The 16,987-nt window shown below is 64.7% G+C and carries 19 protein-coding genes and 1 pseudogene; 8 read left to right on the forward strand and 12 right to left on the reverse strand.

What is annotated here, in order from left to right:
- The first annotated feature begins 71 nt into the window (after positions 1–71).
- A complete protein-coding gene (locus QCE62_RS10840) occupies positions 72–569 on the forward strand; it encodes a dihydrofolate reductase (protein WP_309917518.1) in 498 nt (165 codons plus the stop codon).
- 69 nt (positions 570–638) lie between these two features.
- On the opposite strand, the gene pmbA is transcribed toward QCE62_RS10840, so the two are convergent.
- Entirely contained in the window at positions 639–2,009 is a 1,371-nt protein-coding gene (pmbA, locus tag QCE62_RS10845; protein WP_309917522.1) for a metalloprotease PmbA, read from the reverse strand.
- Positions 2,010–2,221: 212 nt separating this feature from the next.
- Here pmbA and yjgA point away from each other — a divergent pair, with 212 nt between their 5' ends.
- Positions 2,222–2,839: a ribosome biogenesis factor YjgA gene (yjgA, locus tag QCE62_RS10850; protein WP_309917525.1), complete on the forward strand. Its 618-nt coding sequence runs from the start codon at positions 2,222–2,224 to the stop codon at positions 2,837–2,839.
- Entirely contained in the window at positions 2,820–3,443 is a 624-nt protein-coding gene (gene mog / locus QCE62_RS10855; RefSeq protein ID WP_309917528.1) for a molybdopterin adenylyltransferase, read from the forward strand. The genes yjgA and mog overlap by 20 nt, the downstream gene beginning before the upstream one ends.
- On the opposite strand, the gene orn is transcribed toward mog, so the two are convergent.
- Entirely contained in the window at positions 3,444–4,079 is a 636-nt protein-coding gene (gene orn, locus QCE62_RS10860) for an oligoribonuclease (RefSeq protein ID WP_309809245.1), read from the reverse strand.
- A 119-nt stretch (positions 4,080–4,198) separates the two neighbouring features.
- On the opposite strand from orn, the gene QCE62_RS10865 reads away from it, so the two are divergent.
- Genes QCE62_RS10865 through QCE62_RS10875 form a run of 3 tightly spaced genes read left to right on the forward strand, consistent with a single transcriptional unit; the run spans position 4,199 to position 6,710 of the window.
- Positions 4,199–5,467, forward strand: coding sequence for a M48 family metallopeptidase (locus tag QCE62_RS10865; protein WP_309809247.1), 1,269 nt, complete (start codon positions 4,199–4,201; stop codon positions 5,465–5,467).
- A complete protein-coding gene (gene rsgA, locus QCE62_RS10870; RefSeq protein WP_309917530.1) occupies positions 5,464–6,390 on the forward strand; it encodes a ribosome small subunit-dependent GTPase A in 927 nt (308 codons plus the stop codon). The genes QCE62_RS10865 and rsgA overlap by 4 nt, the downstream gene beginning before the upstream one ends.
- Positions 6,387–6,710 (forward strand): DUF2007 domain-containing protein, encoded by a 324-nt coding sequence (locus tag QCE62_RS10875; RefSeq protein WP_309917533.1) that lies wholly within the window; start codon positions 6,387–6,389, stop codon positions 6,708–6,710. The genes rsgA and QCE62_RS10875 overlap by 4 nt, the downstream gene beginning before the upstream one ends.
- Before the next feature lie 7 nt (positions 6,711–6,717).
- On the opposite strand, the gene QCE62_RS10880 is transcribed toward QCE62_RS10875, so the two are convergent.
- From QCE62_RS10880 to rpsP, 6 genes are all read right to left on the reverse strand, one after another.
- A complete protein-coding gene (locus tag QCE62_RS10880) occupies positions 6,718–7,656 on the reverse strand; it encodes a CobD/CbiB family protein (protein WP_309917536.1) in 939 nt (312 codons plus the stop codon).
- Between the two features lie 124 nt (positions 7,657–7,780).
- Positions 7,781–8,434, reverse strand: coding sequence for a CoA pyrophosphatase (locus QCE62_RS10885; RefSeq protein WP_309917539.1), 654 nt, complete (start codon positions 8,432–8,434; stop codon positions 7,781–7,783).
- A 177-nt stretch (positions 8,435–8,611) separates the two neighbouring features.
- On the reverse strand, positions 8,612–9,001 hold the full coding sequence (gene rplS, locus QCE62_RS10890; RefSeq protein ID WP_309809258.1) for a 50S ribosomal protein L19: 390 nt from the start codon (positions 8,999–9,001) through the stop codon (positions 8,612–8,614).
- Positions 9,002–9,126: 125 nt separating this feature from the next.
- A complete protein-coding gene (trmD, locus tag QCE62_RS10895) occupies positions 9,127–9,897 on the reverse strand; it encodes a tRNA (guanosine(37)-N1)-methyltransferase TrmD (RefSeq protein WP_309917541.1) in 771 nt (256 codons plus the stop codon).
- A gap of 25 nt (positions 9,898–9,922) precedes the next feature.
- A complete protein-coding gene (gene rimM, locus QCE62_RS10900; protein ID WP_309917543.1) occupies positions 9,923–10,672 on the reverse strand; it encodes a ribosome maturation factor RimM in 750 nt (249 codons plus the stop codon).
- A gap of 64 nt (positions 10,673–10,736) precedes the next feature.
- Complete coding sequence (rpsP, locus tag QCE62_RS10905; protein WP_309811632.1) at positions 10,737–10,991, reverse strand: 30S ribosomal protein S16; 255 nt, start codon at positions 10,989–10,991, stop codon at positions 10,737–10,739.
- A 255-nt stretch (positions 10,992–11,246) separates the two neighbouring features.
- On the opposite strand from rpsP, the gene QCE62_RS10910 reads away from it, so the two are divergent.
- Positions 11,247–11,750, forward strand: coding sequence for a hypothetical protein (locus tag QCE62_RS10910; RefSeq protein WP_309917545.1), 504 nt, complete (start codon positions 11,247–11,249; stop codon positions 11,748–11,750).
- A gap of 3 nt (positions 11,751–11,753) precedes the next feature.
- Here the strand turns inward: QCE62_RS10910 and QCE62_RS10915 are convergent, their stop codons facing one another.
- Positions 11,754–12,896 (reverse strand): PA0069 family radical SAM protein, encoded by a 1,143-nt coding sequence (locus QCE62_RS10915; protein WP_309917548.1) that lies wholly within the window; start codon positions 12,894–12,896, stop codon positions 11,754–11,756.
- Positions 12,897–12,962: 66 nt separating this feature from the next.
- A complete protein-coding gene (locus QCE62_RS10920) occupies positions 12,963–13,451 on the reverse strand; it encodes a winged helix-turn-helix transcriptional regulator (RefSeq protein WP_309809267.1) in 489 nt (162 codons plus the stop codon).
- A 152-nt stretch (positions 13,452–13,603) separates the two neighbouring features.
- Between QCE62_RS10920 and QCE62_RS10925 the strand changes: the two genes are divergently transcribed.
- Positions 13,604–14,896 carry a D-amino acid dehydrogenase gene (locus QCE62_RS10925; RefSeq protein ID WP_309917551.1) on the forward strand — a complete coding sequence of 431 codons (1,293 nt, stop codon included), beginning with the start codon at positions 13,604–13,606 and terminating at the stop codon, positions 14,894–14,896.
- Positions 14,897–14,948: 52 nt separating this feature from the next.
- On the opposite strand, the gene QCE62_RS10930 is transcribed toward QCE62_RS10925, so the two are convergent.
- Together QCE62_RS10930 and QCE62_RS10935 are read right to left on the reverse strand one after the other, a co-directional pair.
- Positions 14,949–16,739: an acyl-CoA dehydrogenase gene (locus QCE62_RS10930; RefSeq protein WP_309917554.1), complete on the reverse strand. Its 1,791-nt coding sequence runs from the start codon at positions 16,737–16,739 to the stop codon at positions 14,949–14,951.
- A gap of 100 nt (positions 16,740–16,839) precedes the next feature.
- Positions 16,840–16,987: pseudogene (locus QCE62_RS10935) on the reverse strand (electron transfer flavoprotein subunit alpha/FixB family protein); the annotation flags it as partial.

The following is a 16,987-nucleotide window of genomic DNA, read 5'->3' on the forward strand; positions in this document are numbered from 1 at the left end:
ATCGGTCGGTTAGAATCGAAGGCCCGGCAGCGCGGACCGCGCGCGCCGCTTGCCTCGACTCCGACCTTCCCATGACGACGCTGACCCTGATCGTCGCCCGCGCACGCAACGGCGTGATCGGCCGCGACAACCAATTGCCCTGGCGCCTGCCCGAAGACCTCGCCTTCTTCAAGCGCACGACGATGGGCGCGCCCATCATCATGGGCCGCAAGACGCATGAATCGATCGGCCGGCCGTTGCCCGGGCGGCGCAACATCGTGGTGTCGCGCGATGCCACGCGGCGTTACGAAGGCTGCGACGTCGTGACGAACCTGGAAGCCGCGCTCGCGCTCGAACCGGCGCAGGAAGCCTTTCTGATCGGCGGCGCGCAGTTATATCAGGACGGCTTCGCACGGGCGGACAAGCTGATCGTCACTGAGATCGACGCCGATTTCGACGGCGACACCCGCTTTCCCGCGCCCGATCCCGAGTTGTGGCGCGAAGTGTCGCGTGAGCCGCATCGCGCGGCGGCGCCGAACGACTTCGCGTTTGCGTTCGTGACCTACGAGCGCATCGCGCCGTCGGAATGACAAGATGACGAAATGACAAAGCCCCGGCATGACCGGGGCTTTGTCTTTGCAGCGTCGAAGCCGGACAGCTTACTGACCGGCCACCGTCATCCGCTCGATCAGCACCGAACCGATCTCCTTCGTGCCGCGCACCACGGTGTCCGCGCCGATCGCCTCGATGTGGCGGAACATCTCCTGCAGCGTGCTCGCCACGGTGATTTCCTCGACGGCATGCACGATCTTGCCGTTCTCCACCCAGAAGCCCGACGCACCGCGCGAATAATCGCCGGTCACGTAGTTCACGCCCTGCCCCATCAGTTCGGTCAGCAGCAGGCCCGTGTCGAGTTTCTTGAGCATCGCCTCGAAATCGTCTTCCGGCTTCGTGTGCGAGCTGCGCATGCTCAGGTTGTGCGAGCCGCCGGCGTTGCCGGTGGTCCGCATGCCGAGCTTGCGGGCCGAGTACGTCGACAGGAAATAGCCCTGCACGACGCCGTCGTCCACGACGTTGCGGCGCTGCGTGCGCACGCCTTCCTCGTCGAACGGCGCGCTGCCCATGCCGCCCTTCACGTGCGGATCCTCGACGATCTGGATATGCGGCGCGAACACCGGCTTGCCGAGACTGTCGACCAGGAACGTGGTCTTGCGATACAGCGCGCCGCCGCTCACCGCCTGCACGAACGCGCCGAGAATGCCGGCCGCGAGCGGCGCCTCGAACAGCACGCGGCATTTGCGCGTGTCGAGGCTCTTCGCGCCGAGACGCGCGAGCGCGCGTTCCGCCGCGTAGCGTCCCACCGCTTCCGGCGCGGCGAGGCTGGCGGCGTCGCGCTTCGACGTGTACCAGTCGTCGCGCTGCATGTCGCGGCCCGCGGCGGCAATGGGCGCGCACGCGATGTAGTGCCGCGAGTACGGATAGCCCGCCATGAAGCCGCGCGAGGTGGCGAGCACGAACTGCGAGTGCTGCGCGGAGACGCTCGCGCCTTCCGAATTGGTGACGCGCTTGTCGACAGCGAAGGCCGCGGCCTCGGCGCGGCGGGCGATGTCGGCGGCTTCTTCGGCGTCGACGTCCCACGGATGATAGAGATCGAGATCCTGCGGCGACTGCTCGAGCAGTTCCTCTTCGGCAAGACCCGCCGCGCTGTCCTCGGCCGTGAAGCGCGCGATGTTGTACGCGGCGGCGACCGTGTCGCGCAGCGCGTCGCGGGTGAAGTCGGCGGTGCTCGCGTTGCCGCGCTTCTTGCCGATGAACACCGTCACGCCGACCATCTTGTCGCGGTTGTGTTCGATGGTTTCGACTTCGCCGCGCCGCACGCTCACCGACAGGCCGTCGCCTTCGGAGATTTCAGTGGCGGCATCGCTTGCGCCGAGCTCTTTCGCGTAGCGCAGGATGTCGGAGGCGATCTCCTTCAGCTCGTCCTGCGTATGCGGGAAATAGCGTTGCTTGACGTCCATGTCTGCTGCCATGTTGGTTGCCTTTGGAAGTCGGGCGCCGCGCGCCCGCGCATGTCGTGGTTGCTTCGGATTTCCCGGACTGACGCGCGTTGAAGCGGACGTCGGACAGCGGGACTGGCGTATCCCGCGATCATAGCAAGGAGCGCGCGCATTCACCCGCAGGTATCGCGGCTGTAGGGTGCGGGAGCGCCGGGCGCCGCACGGCTGCAAGCTACAATGTCGGGATGAACCGTAAAACCCGCATTCAACCGATCGATGCCGGCCGCGACGACGCGCCCGACGCCGACGAAAACGGCTACGACCGTCCGAGCAAATCCCAGCTGAAGCGCGACATGCACGCGCTGCAGGAGCTGGGCGCGGCGCTCATTGCATTGCCGAAAGACGCGCTGAAACGCATGCCGATGCCCGAGGCGCTCGGCGACGCCGTGCGCGAGGCGCGCCGTATCACCGATCACGAAGGCAAGCGCCGTCAGTTGCAGTATGTCGGCAAGCTGATGCGCTCGCTGCACGACGACGAAACCGCCGCGCTGCGCACGGCGCTGGACACCTTCCGCGGCGTGAACAAGAGCGAAACGGCGCGTCTGCACTGGATCGAGCGCACGCGCGAGCAACTGCTCGCCGACGATGCCGCCTTGACCGAATTCATCCGCAATCATCCGGGCGTCGATCCGCAGGAAGGCCGCACGCTGATCCGCAATGCACGCAAGGAGCGCGAGCAGCAGAAACCGCCGCGCTATTACCGCGAGCTGTTCCAGTGGATCAAGACCGCGGCGGGCGTGGACGAAGATGAAGACGACAGCGAGCGAGACGAGGACGGCCGTGATGACGACACCGAAGCGTAATCACCCGGACGAGCTGATCGTCGGCCTGGTGTCGATCAGCGACCGCGCGTCGCAGGGCGTCTATGAGGACAAGGGCCTGCCGTCGCTGGAAGCATGGCTCGGCGAAGCGCTTGCCACGCCCTTTCGCGCCGAAACCCGCCTGATCCACGACGACGAAGCGACCATCTCGGCGACGCTCGTCGAACTCGTCGATACGCTCGGCTGCGATCTCGTTCTGACCACGGGCGGCACCGGCCCATCGCGGCGCGACGTCACGCCGGAAGCCACGCTCGCTGTCGCCACGAAGCCGATGCCCGGCTTCGGCGAACAGATGCGTCAGATCAGTCTGAATTTCGTGCCCACGGCGATACTGTCGCGCCAGGTCGCGGTGATCCGCGAGACGGCGGATCATGCCGCGCTGATCATCAACCTGCCGGGCCAGCCGAAGTCGATCCGCGAAACGCTTGAAGGCTTGAAGGACGCTGACGGCACGCAGAAGGTGCCGGGCATTTTCGCGGCGGTGCCGTATTGCATCGATCTGATTGGCGGCCCGTACATCGAGACGCGGCCCGACGTGGTGACCGCGTTCCGTCCGAAAAGCGCGCGGCGCGCGCCGCAGGCGTGATTACGGCGTGCCGGCCGCGGACGCGGATGCCGACGCCGCCGGAATCAGGAAGTGCTGGCGGTAGTACTTGAGTTCGTCGATGGACTCGTGGATGTCGGCGAGCGCCGTGTGCATCGCGCGCTTCTGGAAGCCCTTGTAGATGGCCGGCTGCCAGCGGCGGCACAGTTCCTTGAGCGTGCTGACGTCGAGATTGCGGTAATGGAAGAACGTTTCCAGCTCGGGCATCCAGCGCGCCATGAAGCGGCGGTCCTGGCAGATGGAGTTGCCGCACATCGGCGACTTGCCCGGCGGCACGTACTGGCCGAGGAACTCGCGAATCTGCCGCGTGGCTTCGGCTTCATCGACGGTCGACGCCTTGACGCGCTCGATCAGCCCCGAGCGGCCGTGCGTGTTGCGGTTCCACTCGTCCATGCGGCCGAGCGTTTCGTCGGACTGATGGATGGCCAGCACCGGCCCTTCCACGAGCTTGTCGAGCGTCGAATTCGTCACGACCACCGCGATCTCGATAATCTTGTCGTTGTCGGGATCGAGGCCGGTCATCTCCATGTCCAGCCACACGAGATTCATGTCGCTGCGCACGAGCGTGTTGTCATCGGCGGGCTGCGCGGAGTCTGGAGCGGCGGAGAGTTCGGTCATGAAAGCGGCCTGAAGGAGAGAAAGCCACGACGGAACGGCATCGGAATCCTTGCAGGATGTGACAACGCCGGCGCAGCCAAGAACCTATAATTCTCGCATAGTTCAATCGGAATTCCCGGATGGCCAACCTCACTCTCGCTTTCTCGACGCTCTTCGTCGTCGCCCTGGTCGGCATGGTCGCGACCAAGCTCTGGCTGGCGTCGCGCCAGATCCGCTACGTCGCCGGGCATCGCGAGAGCGTGCCGGCGCAATTCTCGGGAACCATACCGCTCGCGGCGCACCAGCGCGCGGCGGATTACACGGTCGAACGCACCCGCCTCACGATGATCGAGGTCGTCACGAGCGCGGTCGTGCTGGTCGCGCTGACCTTGCTCGGCGGCGTGCAGGCGCTCGATCTCGCCATCTCCGGCTGGCTCGGCCGCGGCTATCTCGGGCAGATCGCGCTGGTGGCGTCCGTGATCGCGATCACGAGTCTCATCGACCTGCCCTTCGACTACATCCGTCACTTCGTGGTTGAAGAGAAGTTCGGCTTCAACCGCATGTCGAAGAAGCTGTTCTTCATCGATCTCGTGAAGGGCACGGTGCTCGCCGTCGTGATCGGCGCGCCGCTGCTGCTGCTCACGCTCTGGCTGATGGACCGCGCCGGCGCCTACTGGTGGCTCTGGACCTGGATGGTCTGGGTCGCCTTCCAGCTGCTCGCGATGATCATCTATCCGAGCTTCATCGCCCCGCTCTTCAACAAGTTCGAACCGCTGAAGGACGAAGCGCTCGTCGCACGCATCACGAACCTGATGTCGCGCACCGGCTTCGCCGCCAAGGGCCTGTTCGTGATGGACGGCAGCCGCCGTTCGGCGCACGGCAACGCCTATTTCACGGGCTTCGGCGCGGCCAAGCGCATCGTCTTCTTCGATACCCTGCTCGCGCGCCTGTCCGGCAGTGAGATCGAGGCCGTGCTCGCGCACGAACTCGGCCACTTCAAGCGCCGTCACGTGCTGAAGCTGATGATCGTGATGTTCGGCATCAGCCTCGCCATGCTCGCGCTGCTCGGCTGGCTCGTGCAGACCGTCTGGTTCTATGAAGGGCTCGGCGTGCGGCCGTCGCTCGTCGGCAGCAACAACGGCCTCGCGCTCGTGCTGTTCATGCTCGTGCTGCCGGTGTTCATGTTCTTCATCACGCCGCTCGGCAGCCTGACCTCGCGCAAGAACGAGTTCGAAGCCGATGCCTTCGCCGCCAGCCAGACCGATCCGAAAGACCTCGTGAATGCGCTCGTCAAGCTCTACGAGGACAACGCGTCGACGCTCACGCCCGATCCGCTCTACACCGCGTTCTACTACTCCCATCCGCCCGCATCGCAACGCATCGACCGTCTGATGCAGCACGCCGCATGACGCGCGGCTCCGGGCGCCCGGACGCGGGCGCGCGCTTCGAAGGCACGGTGATCGCGGCGCACGGCCGTCACTATCTGGTGACGCCCGATCACGGCGGTCCCCTGCTGCAATGCTTCCCGCGCGGCAAGAAAAGCGAAGTGGCCGTCGGCGATCATGTGATCTGCGAGCAGTCGTCGGCGGATCAGGGCGTGATCGTCGAGATTGGCGAGCGGCGCAATCTGCTGTATCGCTCGGATCAGTTCAAGTCGAAGCTCTTCGCGGCGAATCTCGATCAGCTCATGATCGTGCTCGCCACCGAACCGCACTTCAGCGAAGACCTGCTCGGCCGCGCGCTGATCGCGGCGGAGGCGCACGGTCTGGACGCGCTGATCGTGCTCAACAAGATTGACGTGGAAGCCGCGCTGCCGCTCGCGCGCGAACGGCTCGCGCCGTATCGCGAACTCGGTTACGCGGTGGTCGAATTGTCCGCGAAGCACACCCCCGGCAACGTGCATCCGCTGCTCGACGAGCGCCTCAAGGATCGCGCGACCATCCTGCTCGGCCAGTCCGGCATGGGCAAATCCACGCTGGTCAACCTGCTGGTACCCGATGCCGACGCCGCCACCCGCGAAATCTCCTCCGCGCTCAACAGCGGCCGCCACACGACCACCTTCACGCGGCTCTATGGCCTGCCCGGAGGCGGCGCGCTGATCGACTCGCCCGGCTTCCAGGAGTTCGGCCTGCATCATCTGAGCGAAGGCCAGCTCGAACGCGCCTTCGCGGACTTCCGGCCGTATCTCGGCGAGTGCCGCTTCTACAACTGCCATCATCTGCATGAGCCGGGCTGTGCGGTGCTCGAGGCAGTGGAAGCCGGCAAGATCCGGCCCGAGCGACACGCGCTCTACGCGCAACTGGTGCACGAAGCGAGTCAGATCGTTCGATGAAGCGTCTCACGCGCGCCCCGAACCTCATCACGGCGCAGCACTGGGTGAACGTGCTGGCGACCGCGGGCGTGCCGTGCGAATTGCACAACCGCTATCTGAATGGCGCGATGGGCGAGATTCCGGCGGATCAGTGCGCGCCGGAAATCTGGATCACCGACGACCGCGACGAAGCCCTGGCGTTGCGCCTGCTGGAGCGCGCACGAAAAGGGCCGGACGCGAACGCCCGGCCCTGGAGATGCAAGCAATGCGGCGAATGGCTGGAGCCGCAATTTACGGTGTGCTGGCAGTGCCAGACGCCGCGCGATCCGCTCGACGATTGAAGACTGATTACGCCAGCCAAACGGCGATGGTCAGCATGAGCAGCAACAGCATCCACAGGATCACGGCGCGCCATACGAGTCCGACCGCCGATTGCAGCGTGCGCGGCGTGCAGTCGTCGCCGACGGGCAGCGGACCGGCCTCGCCCACAGCCAGCGCCTCGACCGACAGCGGTTCGGCGAGCGGGCCCGCGAGCCGCGCACCGAGCGCGCCGCTGCCGGCCGCGAGCAGGACGCCTTCGTTCGCATCCGGCCATTGGCGGGCGTGATTGCGCCATGCGTAGATGGCGTCCTCGAAGTTGCCGACGATCGCGAAACCGAGCGACGTCAGCCGCGCCGGCACCCAGTCGATCACGAAGAACGCGCGCTGCGCGAACGAGGAGAACTCGACGGTGCGCTCGGGATCCGGCTTCGACCACGCGCGCGCCAGATATTCGGCAATGCGATACAACACGGCGCCTGCTGGACCGATCGGAATCAGGAACCAGAAGAACACGCCGAACACGTGCCGATGCGACGCCACCACCGCATGCACCAGCGTATGACGCACGATTTCGCTGACGGGCATGTCGACCGTATCGATGCCGGTCCACTCGGTCAGCACTTCGCGCGCGCGCGGCACGTCGTCGTTGTTGAGCGCGAGATGGATGTCGGTGAAATAGTGGCTGAACTGGCGAAAGCCCAGCGTGAAGTAGACGATGACCACGTTCCACAGGAACGCGAGCACGAAGTTGATGCGGTACAGGACGTAGTAGATCAGTCCGACGACGAGCGTCCAGGGCAGCACGACCACCAGCCACGCGACGATGCCGTGCTTCTGCTTGCCGGCATCGAAACCATGCGCGGTGGATTCCGCATGGTATTGGAGCAACGCCGCGACCGGATTGTGCGGCTTGAGCGCGCGTACCTGCTCGAGGATGAGAGCCAGCAATACAGAGAAAAAAGTCATGCCAAGCGCCGAAACAGTCGGTTAGTTCGAGTTTCGCGTAACGATAGCACAGCGTTTGCGGCCTTCCACGCACGACGTCATCGCGCGCGCCCGCGCTGCGCCTGCCGGCTGAGCGCGTTGACGTTCAGGCCGCGAGGAAGCGGTAGAAATTGCGCAACATGCCGGCCGTTGCGCCCCAGATGAAATAGGGCGCCTTTCCTTCGCCCGGCACGTAGGGCATGGCAAAAAAACGACGCTCGCCGCCTTCCCAGCGAAAGACACGCACTTCGTGATTCGCGGGAGTCATCAGCCAGGCGAGCGGGACTTCGAAGATGTCGGCCACTTCGCATGTGTCGGCCTGCAACGTGAACGGCGGCGAGACCAGCGCGACCACCGGCGTCACCCTGAAGCCCGTGCCCGTCAGGTACTCGGGCATCGCGCCGATGACCTCGCAATGTTCGGCGTCCAGCCCGACCTCTTCCTTCGCCTCGCGCAACGCGGTGGCGGCGGCATCGACGTCTTCCGGCTCGCGGCGGCCGCCCGGAAAACTGATCTGGCCGGCGTGGTCCGACAGGTGATCGGCGCGTTGTGTCAGCAGCACGGTCAGGCCGCCCTCGCGCTTGACCAGCGCCACCAGCACCGACGCCACGCGCGGGTCGCCGCCGATCGCCTTGATGCGCTGTTCGCGTTCCTCCTGTTGCCAGTCCAGCTGCACGGCGAAACGCGCGCGCAGGCCTTCCGGCGTGAGGCGCTCGGGTGCGATGGGCGGGAGCGCTTCGCCCGTCGTCGCGACAGGCATTTTTTCGGGTTCGAGGATGCGCGGAGTCGAAGTCTTGCCGGTGGACACGGGTGGATTACGGGTAAGGGACGATAAGGAAACGGGACTGCCGAAGTCCTGATTTGAACACACCAAAGAAAAAAGCACCCGCGAGGGTGCTTTTTTCGGAGGACTCGTGCGCGGTCTTGCTGCGACGACTTACTCGGCAGCAGCAGCCGACTTGTCCTTGAAGACCAGCTTTTCCTTGATTCGAGCCGACTTGCCCGAACGCTCGCGGAGGTAGTAGAGCTTTGCGCGGCGAACATCACCACGACGCTTCACGACGATGCTCGCGAGCAGCGGCGAGTAGGTCTGGAACGTACGCTCGACGCCTTCGCCCGACGAGATCTTGCGGACGATGAAGTTCGAGTTCAGGCCACGGTTGCGCTTCGCGATGACGACGCCTTCGTAAGCCTGGACGCGCTTGCGCGTGCCTTCGACCACGTTCACGTTGACGACGACGGTATCGCCCGGCGCGAAGTCGGGGATGCTCTTCTCGCCCAGAACGCGTGCGATCTCTTCCTTCTCGAGTTGTTCAATCAGATTCATTACTGACTCCTTGTGCCATCTTGCCGGAGTTGTGTGCCTGAAAAGCAGGCCCCGGTAGAGGATGGGTTTGCTTCAGGCGCCGATGCGACTCGACGCCCCCTGTATCCCGCTCGTCGGCCCGAAACCTAGGCAGGCTTCGACGCTTCCTTTGCGAGTTCTGCGAGCCATGCCTCGTCGGCACGGCTCAACATCTTGCTCTTGCGCGCCCGCGCGATCAGATCGGGCCGCTTGGCGAGCGTATTGCGCAATGCTTCGCGCCTGCGCCACGCCTCGATTTCCTTATGATGGCCGCCGAGCAGCACATCCGGGACACGCACGCCTTCGTACTCTTCCGGCCGCGTGTAGTGCGGACAATCCAGCAGGGTGTCCACGAAACTGTCCTGCACCGCCGATTGCGCGTCATTCAGCACGCCGGGCAAATGCCGGACCACTGCGTCCATCAGCGCCATGGCGGGAAGCTCTCCGCCGGACAGCACGAAGTCGCCGAGGCTCACTTCTTCGTCCACTTCACGATCGATCAGACGCTGGTCGATGGCTTCGTAACGGCCGCACAGCAGCACCAGACCCGGCTCCTGAGCGAACTGCATCACGCGTTCGTGATTCAGGGTGGCGCCTTGCGGCGACAACATCACGACGCGTGTAGCTGCGATGCCCTGCTCGCGCTGCGCAGCTTTCGCCGCCTGCAGCGCGGCTTCCAGCGGACGCGCCAGCATGACCATGCCGGGACCGCCGCCATAGGGGCGGTCGTCGACGGTGCGGTAGTTGTCGGTCGTGAAATCACGCGGATTCCACGTGCGCAGACCGAACCGCTCCTGCTTGACCGCCCGGCTGGTGATGCCCCAGTCGGTCAGCGCGCGAAACATCTCGGGAAAGAGCGTCACGACATCGAACTGCATCGCTCTCTCCGTAACGTGCCGAGGTTCAATAGTCGGCGTCCCAGTCCACGACGATACGCTTCGCCGCGCGGTCCACCGTCTTCACATACACGCCGACGAACGGAATCAGCCGCTCGCCGGTGACGGGCGCGCCATCCTTGCTGGTATCCGGATATTCGATCCGCAGGATGGAATGTGCGCCGTTGTCGATCAGATCCGCGACGCGGCCCAGGGCCACGCCGGCTTCGTTTTCGACATCCAGGCCGAGCAGGTCGACCCAGTAGAATTCGTCTTCGCTGGCGAGCTTCGGGAAATCGCTGCGCGCGATATGCACCGTATGCCCTTTCAGCGACATGGCCAGATCGCGGTCATCGCAGCCGCCGAGGCGCGCGACGATGGTGTCGGCGTGCACCTTGGACTGCATGCAGCGCGCGGACTTGCGTTCGCGACCCTTTACGAGCCACCAGCGCTTCGCGCTCAGCAAGGCGTCGCCGCCCTGCTTGCCGCTGGCGTGCGGCACAACCTTGACCCAGCCCTTGAGACCGTAGGCATCGGCAATGAAACCGACTTCGACGGCGTCTTCAGGCAAAGCCTCGACCGGCTCGATTGCGCCGTCCGGCTGAGTACCGCTCGCGTTGCTGCTCGAAACCTTGCCACTCGAAACGTCGGTCGCCACGCGGCGCCCGCCCGGCTTGCGGACGAATGCGCCAAACGTGGCGGAACCTTCATCTTGCCCCGGCTTCGGCTGGCCGATGCTTCCGGCAGCGCGTCCGGATTCTGAATCGCGCGTGGACATCGGCGAGCCTTTGGGCAGGTTTCGAGCGTTGTGTTGCGTGGTCTAAGCCAGCATGCGCAGCGACTTAGGCAGCCGGCTGAGCTTGCTGAGCCTGCTTGACCAGGCGCTCGACCGTCGGCGACAGTTGTGCGCCGACTTCCTTCCAGTACGTCAGGCGGTCCTGAGCGATACGGAGCGATTCGCCCTTCGTGGCGACCGGGTTGTAGAAACCCACGCGCTCGATGAAGCGGCCGTCACGACGGCTACGCGAATCAGTTGCGACGATGTTGTAGAACGGGCGCTTCTTCGAGCCGCCACGAGCCAAGCGGATGATGACCATGCTGAAATCCTTGAAAACCGGGGTTCGGAACAACGAGAACAGGCGATTATAGCCGGATTCCGCAGCGCTAACAAACACTTGAAGCATTTTTTGGATGCGGGGTCGTGCGGAGGATCGTTTCGCAAGCTTGTCGGATACCGGAAATCAGTCCCGTGCGGCATCGTGGCATCGGTGTTCGGGGCGTGCGCGGGCGTAAAATGACGCCCGCACTCCCGCTGCACTCTCCCGCACGCTTCTTTACCACCGCCTTCGCTGATGACTTCCTCGTCCGTCGCCACGCCCTCCGGCTCGAAGCCTGCCGGCAAGCAGGTCCCGCCCTATTTCCGTTCGAAGACGCTCACCGCGGCACTCGCGTTCCTGTTCGGCTCGATCGGCCTGCATCGCTTCTATCTGTATGGACTGCGCGACAAGTATGGCTGGGCGCATAGCGTCGGCATCGTGCTGGGGGCGTTCGGCTATCTGCTGTTGAAGGAAACCGAGCGCGCCTCGCTGCTCGGCTGGGCGCTCGCCTTTCCCGGCGCCGTTTCGCTGCTGGCGGCGTTTCTGTCGGCCATCGTCTATGGCCTGCGCCCCGACGCCAAATGGGACGCGCAGTTCAACGCCCACACCGGGCGCAACAGCCGCTCCGGCTGGACCGTCATCTTCATCGTGATCTTTTCGCTGCTGATCGGCGCCTTCCTGCTGATGACCGGTCTCGCGCTGACCTTCCAGACGTATTTCGAAGGACAGGTCCAGGCGGCCAAGACGCTCTCGCAATAAGCGCTAGAACAGGTCGAGCTGCGGATTCGGCGGCGGCGCTGCCGCCTTCGCGGTAGCCGGTTTCTCCGGGCGCTGGAACTCGGGCATATCCAGAATGCCGCGCTGCCGTGCGTTCAGTCCAAGCCGCCGGGTTGCCTGGCGAAAGCGTTGCCGCAGCATGTCGGCCCACAGACCCTCGCCTTTCATGCGCGTCGAAAAATTCGCGTCGTAGTCCTTGCCGCCGCGCATGTCGCGCACGCGGCTCATCACGCGGTCCGCGCGATCCGGAAAGTGCGCGGCCAGCCAGTCCTTGAACAGCGGCGCGACTTCCCACGGCAAGCGCAGCACGATGTAGCTCGCGCTCGTCGCACCCGCCTCCGCACAAGCTTCCAGCACCCGCTCCAGATCCGGCTCCGTGACGAACGGAATCACCGGCGCGATGCTGACGCCCACCGGAATGCCCGCATCCGCGAGCGCGCGCACCGTGCGCAGACGCCGTGAAGGCGTCGATGCACGCGGCTCCAGCGTGCGCGCGATATCCGCGTCCAGTGTCGTGATGGTAACGGCGGCCATGAATTGCCCGCGCTGCGCCATGGACGCAAGCAGGTCGATGTCACGCTCGATCAGCGAATTCTTCGTGATGGCAGCGAACGGATGGCCGCAGTCGTGCAGCACCTCGATCACGCGGCGCGTCAGCCGCAGGTCGCGCTCGACGGGCTGATACGCGTCCGTGTTCACGCCGAGCGCAATGGGCTCGGGCTCGTAATTCGACTTCGCGAGTTCGCGCTTGAGCAGTTCGGGCGCGTTGACCTTGGCGTAGATGCGGCTCTCGAAATCGAGTCCTGGCGACAGCCCGAGATAGCTGTGCGTCGGCCGCGCAAAACAGTAGATGCAGCCGTGCTCGCAGCCCCGATACGGGTTGAGCGAGACTGAAAACGGGATGTCCGGCGAGCTGTTGCGCGTGAGGATGCTTTTCGCGCGCTCTTCGAAGATTTGCGTGCGCAGCGGCCGCGCGCCCTCTTCCTCGCCTTCGGCCGTATGCAGCCAGCCGTCGTCGACGCTCTCGCGCTCGTCCTTCTCGTAGCGCCCCTGAAGGTTCGTGACCGCGCCGCGCCCTTTCAGCGGCGCGGGCGGCGCGACAGGATATTCACGGTCAGGCGAAGCCATTGCAGCAAACCCATCAAACAATACTGTACAAATATACAGTAGTCGGACGGCAACGCAAGCTAAGAATCACACCTCGACGAGAATCTTCAGCGTCTCCTTGATCTCCTCCATCACCACGTAGCTTTTCGACTGCACCGCGCCCGGCAGTTGCAGCAGGATGTCGCCGAGCAGCTTGCGGTAGTCGGCCATTTCGCCGATGCGCGCCTTGATCAGATAGTCGAAGTCGCCGGAAACGAGATGGCACTCGAGCACCTCGGGAATCTTCTGCACCTCGCGGCGAAACTGCTCGAACATGTTGCCGCTCTTGTGATCGAGCGTGATTTCCACAAACACCAGCAGCGCCGCGCCCAGTTCGGTGGGATTCACGCGTGCGTAGTAGCCCGTGATGACGCCGTCGCGCTCCATGCGCTTGACGCGCTCGATGCACGGCGTCACCGAGAGTCCCACACGCTCCGCCAGGTCCTTCATCGCGATACGGCCGTCCTCCTGAAGAATGTTCAGGATCTTGCGGTCGAGCTTGTCGAGGGTGCGGACGGGATTTCGCTGCGTTCTCATGTCTTTTTCCTGAAAACCGTCCAAATACAATAACTAAAACTGCCTCGATGTCCATACCATAGTCGATAACACTATACGAGCTTCAGATTGCCGCGTCGATCCACTTAAAGCACGCGCATTCGGAAGCGTCACCGAATCGGGTCGGAGTTTTCATGCGAATCGTTATTCTCGGAAGCGGCGTCGTTGGCGTGACGAGCGCCTATTACCTCGCACGCGCGGGCCACGACGTCACGGTCATCGACCGCGAAGCAGGCCCCGCGCTCGAAACGAGTTTCGCGAACGCCGGACAGATCTCGCCGGGTTATGCCTCGCCGTGGGCCGCGCCGGGCGTGCCGCTCAAGGCGGTGAAATGGATGTTCGAGAAGCACGCGCCGCTCGCCATCCGGCTCGACGGCACGATGAACCAGCTGCAATGGATGTGGCAGATGCTGCGCAACTGCACGCAGGATCGCTATACGGTCAACAAGGGCCGCATGGTGCGCCTCGCCGAGTACAGCCGTGACTGCCTGCAGGCGCTGCGCGCCGACACCGGCATCCAGTACGAAGGCCGCACCGGCGGCACGCTGCAGCTGTTCCGCTCGCAGCAACAGTTCGATGGTGCCGGCAAGGACATCGACGTGCTGAAGGAGGCCAACGTGCCGTTCGAATTGCTGACCGCGAACGAACTGAAGCAGGCCGAGCCGGCGCTCGCCGCCGTGTCGCACAAGCTGACGGGCGGGCTGCGCCTGCCGAACGATGAAACCGGCGACTGCCAGATGTTCACGACGCGTCTCGCCGCGATGGCCGAGGCGCTCGGCGTCAAGTTCCGCTACAACACGTCCATCGATGCGCTGCTCGTCGCCAACGGCCGAATCGCGGGCGTGCAGTGCGGTCAGGAACGGGTGACGGCGGATTCGTACGTCGTCGCGCTGGGCTCCTATTCGCCGAAGCTGCTGCGCGATATCGTGAAGATTCCGGTCTATCCGCTGAAGGGCTATTCGCTCACGGCGCCGATCGTCGATGCCGGGCGTGCGCCGGTTTCCACGGTGCTCGACGAAACCTACAAGATCGCCATCACGCGTTTCGACGACCGTATCCGCGTAGGCGGCATGGCGGAGATTGTCGGGTTCAGCAAGGAACTGAAGCAGGCGCGCCGCGAAACGCTGGAAATGTGCGTGAACGACCTGTTCCCCGGCGGCGGCGATACCGCGAAGGCCAGCTTCTGGACCGGCCTGCGCCCGATGACGCCGGACGGCACGCCGATCGTCGGCCGCACGCGCATGCCGAACCTGTTCCTCAACACGGGGCACGGCACGCTTGGCTGGACGATGTCGTGCGGTTCGGGCCAGTTGCTGGCGGACCTGATGTCGGGCAAGCAGCCTGCCATCCGTGCCGACGATCTCTCGGTGCATCGCTATGAAGGCAACGTCGGCGTGAACGGCCGCCCGGGCTACGCGAACGCCTGAGCTTTCCAGGCACCAGACACAAACGGCGCCTTTCACGGCGCCGTTTGTCTTGCTAGAACTGGTCTTCGCTCAAGGCCAGCACGCCTTCGCGGCCATTCGCGCTGACGATTGACGCCTCGATGCCCGGCGCCAGCGACAGGATATGCTCCGCGAAAAATTCCGCCGTCGCAATCTTCGCCGTATGAAAGCGTTCGTCCTCCGGGCGCTTCGCGTGGGAGACGAGCATCGCGCGCGCCATCTGCCATCCGCACAGCACGACGCCCGCCAGCCGCAGGTACGGCACGCTGCCCGCGAACACCGCGTTCGGATCGCTCTTGAACTTCGCGATGACGAACTCGATCGCTCGCGCCAGCGACAGCGATCCCGCGCTCAGATGCCGATGCATCGACGTGAACGGCTGGCCTTCGATCTCGGCGAGCGCCGCGATGGTCTGGTCGATCTGTGCGAGCAGCGCCTGCGCGGTGCGGCCGCCGTCGCGCACGGTCTTGCGGCCAACCAGATCGTTCGCCTGGATCGCGGTCGTGCCTTCGTAGATCGGCAGGATGCGGGCATCGCGATAATGCTGCGCCGCGCCCGTCTCCTCGATGAAGCCCATGCCGCCATGCACCTGCACACCGAGGCTCGCGACATCGACGGACATCTCCGTGCTGAACCCCTTCACGATCGGCACGAGATACTCGTAGATGGCCTGATGGCTCTGGCGCGCGTCGTCGTCGGCGTGAGCGTGGGCCAGGTCGCTGTGCGACGCCGCCACGTACGCGAGCGCGCGGGCGCCTTCGGTATAGGCGCGCATCGTCGAGAGCATGCGGCGCACGTCCGGATGATGAATGATGGTCACGGGGTCCTTCGCGCTGCCGTCGACCGGACGGCTCTGCACGCGTTCCTTCGCATAGGCCACGGCCTGCTGGTAGGCGCGTTCCGCCACCGCGATGCCCTGCATGCCCACGGCAAAACGCGCCGCGTTCATCATGATGAACATGTACTCGAGGCCACGATTCTCCTCGCCGATCAGATAGCCCACCGCCCCGCCGTGATCGCCGTATTGCAGCACGGCGGTCGGGCTCGCCTTGATGCCCAGCTTGTGTTCGATCGACACACAGTGCACGTCGTTGCGCGCGCCCAGCGAGCCGTCGTCGTTGACGAGGAACTTCGGCACGAGGAACAGCGAGATGCCCTTCACGCCTTCGGGCGCGTCAGGCGTGCGCGCGAGCACCAGATGCACGATGTTTTCCGCCATGTCGTGCTCGCCGTACGTGATGAAGATCTTCGTGCCGGACAGCTTGTAGGTGCCGTCGCCCTGCGGTTCGGCACGCGTGCGCACCAGCGCGAGATCGGAACCGGCCTGCGGCTCGGTCAGGTTCATCGTGCCGGTCCATTCGCCCGAGATGAACTTCGGCAGATAGCGCGCCTTCTGTGCGTCGCTGCCGGCCGTGAGCAATGCTTCGATGGCGCCATCGGTCAGGAGCGGACACAGCGCGAAGGAGAGATTCGCCGAGTTGAGCATCTCGATGCACGGCGTCGCGATCAGCTTCGGCAAGCCCTGTCCGCCGAAATCCGCCGGATGCACGACGCCCTGCCAGCCGCCCTCCGCGAACTGCCGGAAGGCCTGCTTGAAACCGGGCGTCGTGGTGACTTCGCCGTTGGCCCACGCGCTGGGTTCCCGGTCGCCCGCGACGTTCAGCGGTGCAATCACTTCGCCGCAGAAGCGCGCCGCTTCCTCGACGACCGCCTGCGCAGTCTCGAAGCCTGCGTCCTCGTGACCGGGCAGCGCGGCGATGCCGTCGATATCGGCCAGCTCCTTCATCACGAACAACATGTCCTTGAGCGGGGCGTGGTAGCTCATCGTCCTGTCTCCTCCCTTACCTGGATAGCCGAAAAAAAGGGCGCAACATCCGTCGCGCCCTCGTTCGTGTCATGGCGAATGCGATTCACCCGGCGCGGCTTCAGCCCAGCTCTTTCACCAGTTCCGGCACGACCGCGAACAGATCGCCGACGAGACCGTAATCGGCCACGCTGAAGATCGGCGCTTCCGCGTCCTTGTTGATCGCGACGATCACCTTGCTGTCCTTCATGCCCGCCAAGTGCTGGATC

Source organism: Caballeronia sp. LZ033 (assembly GCF_031451265.1).
GTDB lineage: Bacteria > Pseudomonadota > Gammaproteobacteria > Burkholderiales > Burkholderiaceae > Caballeronia.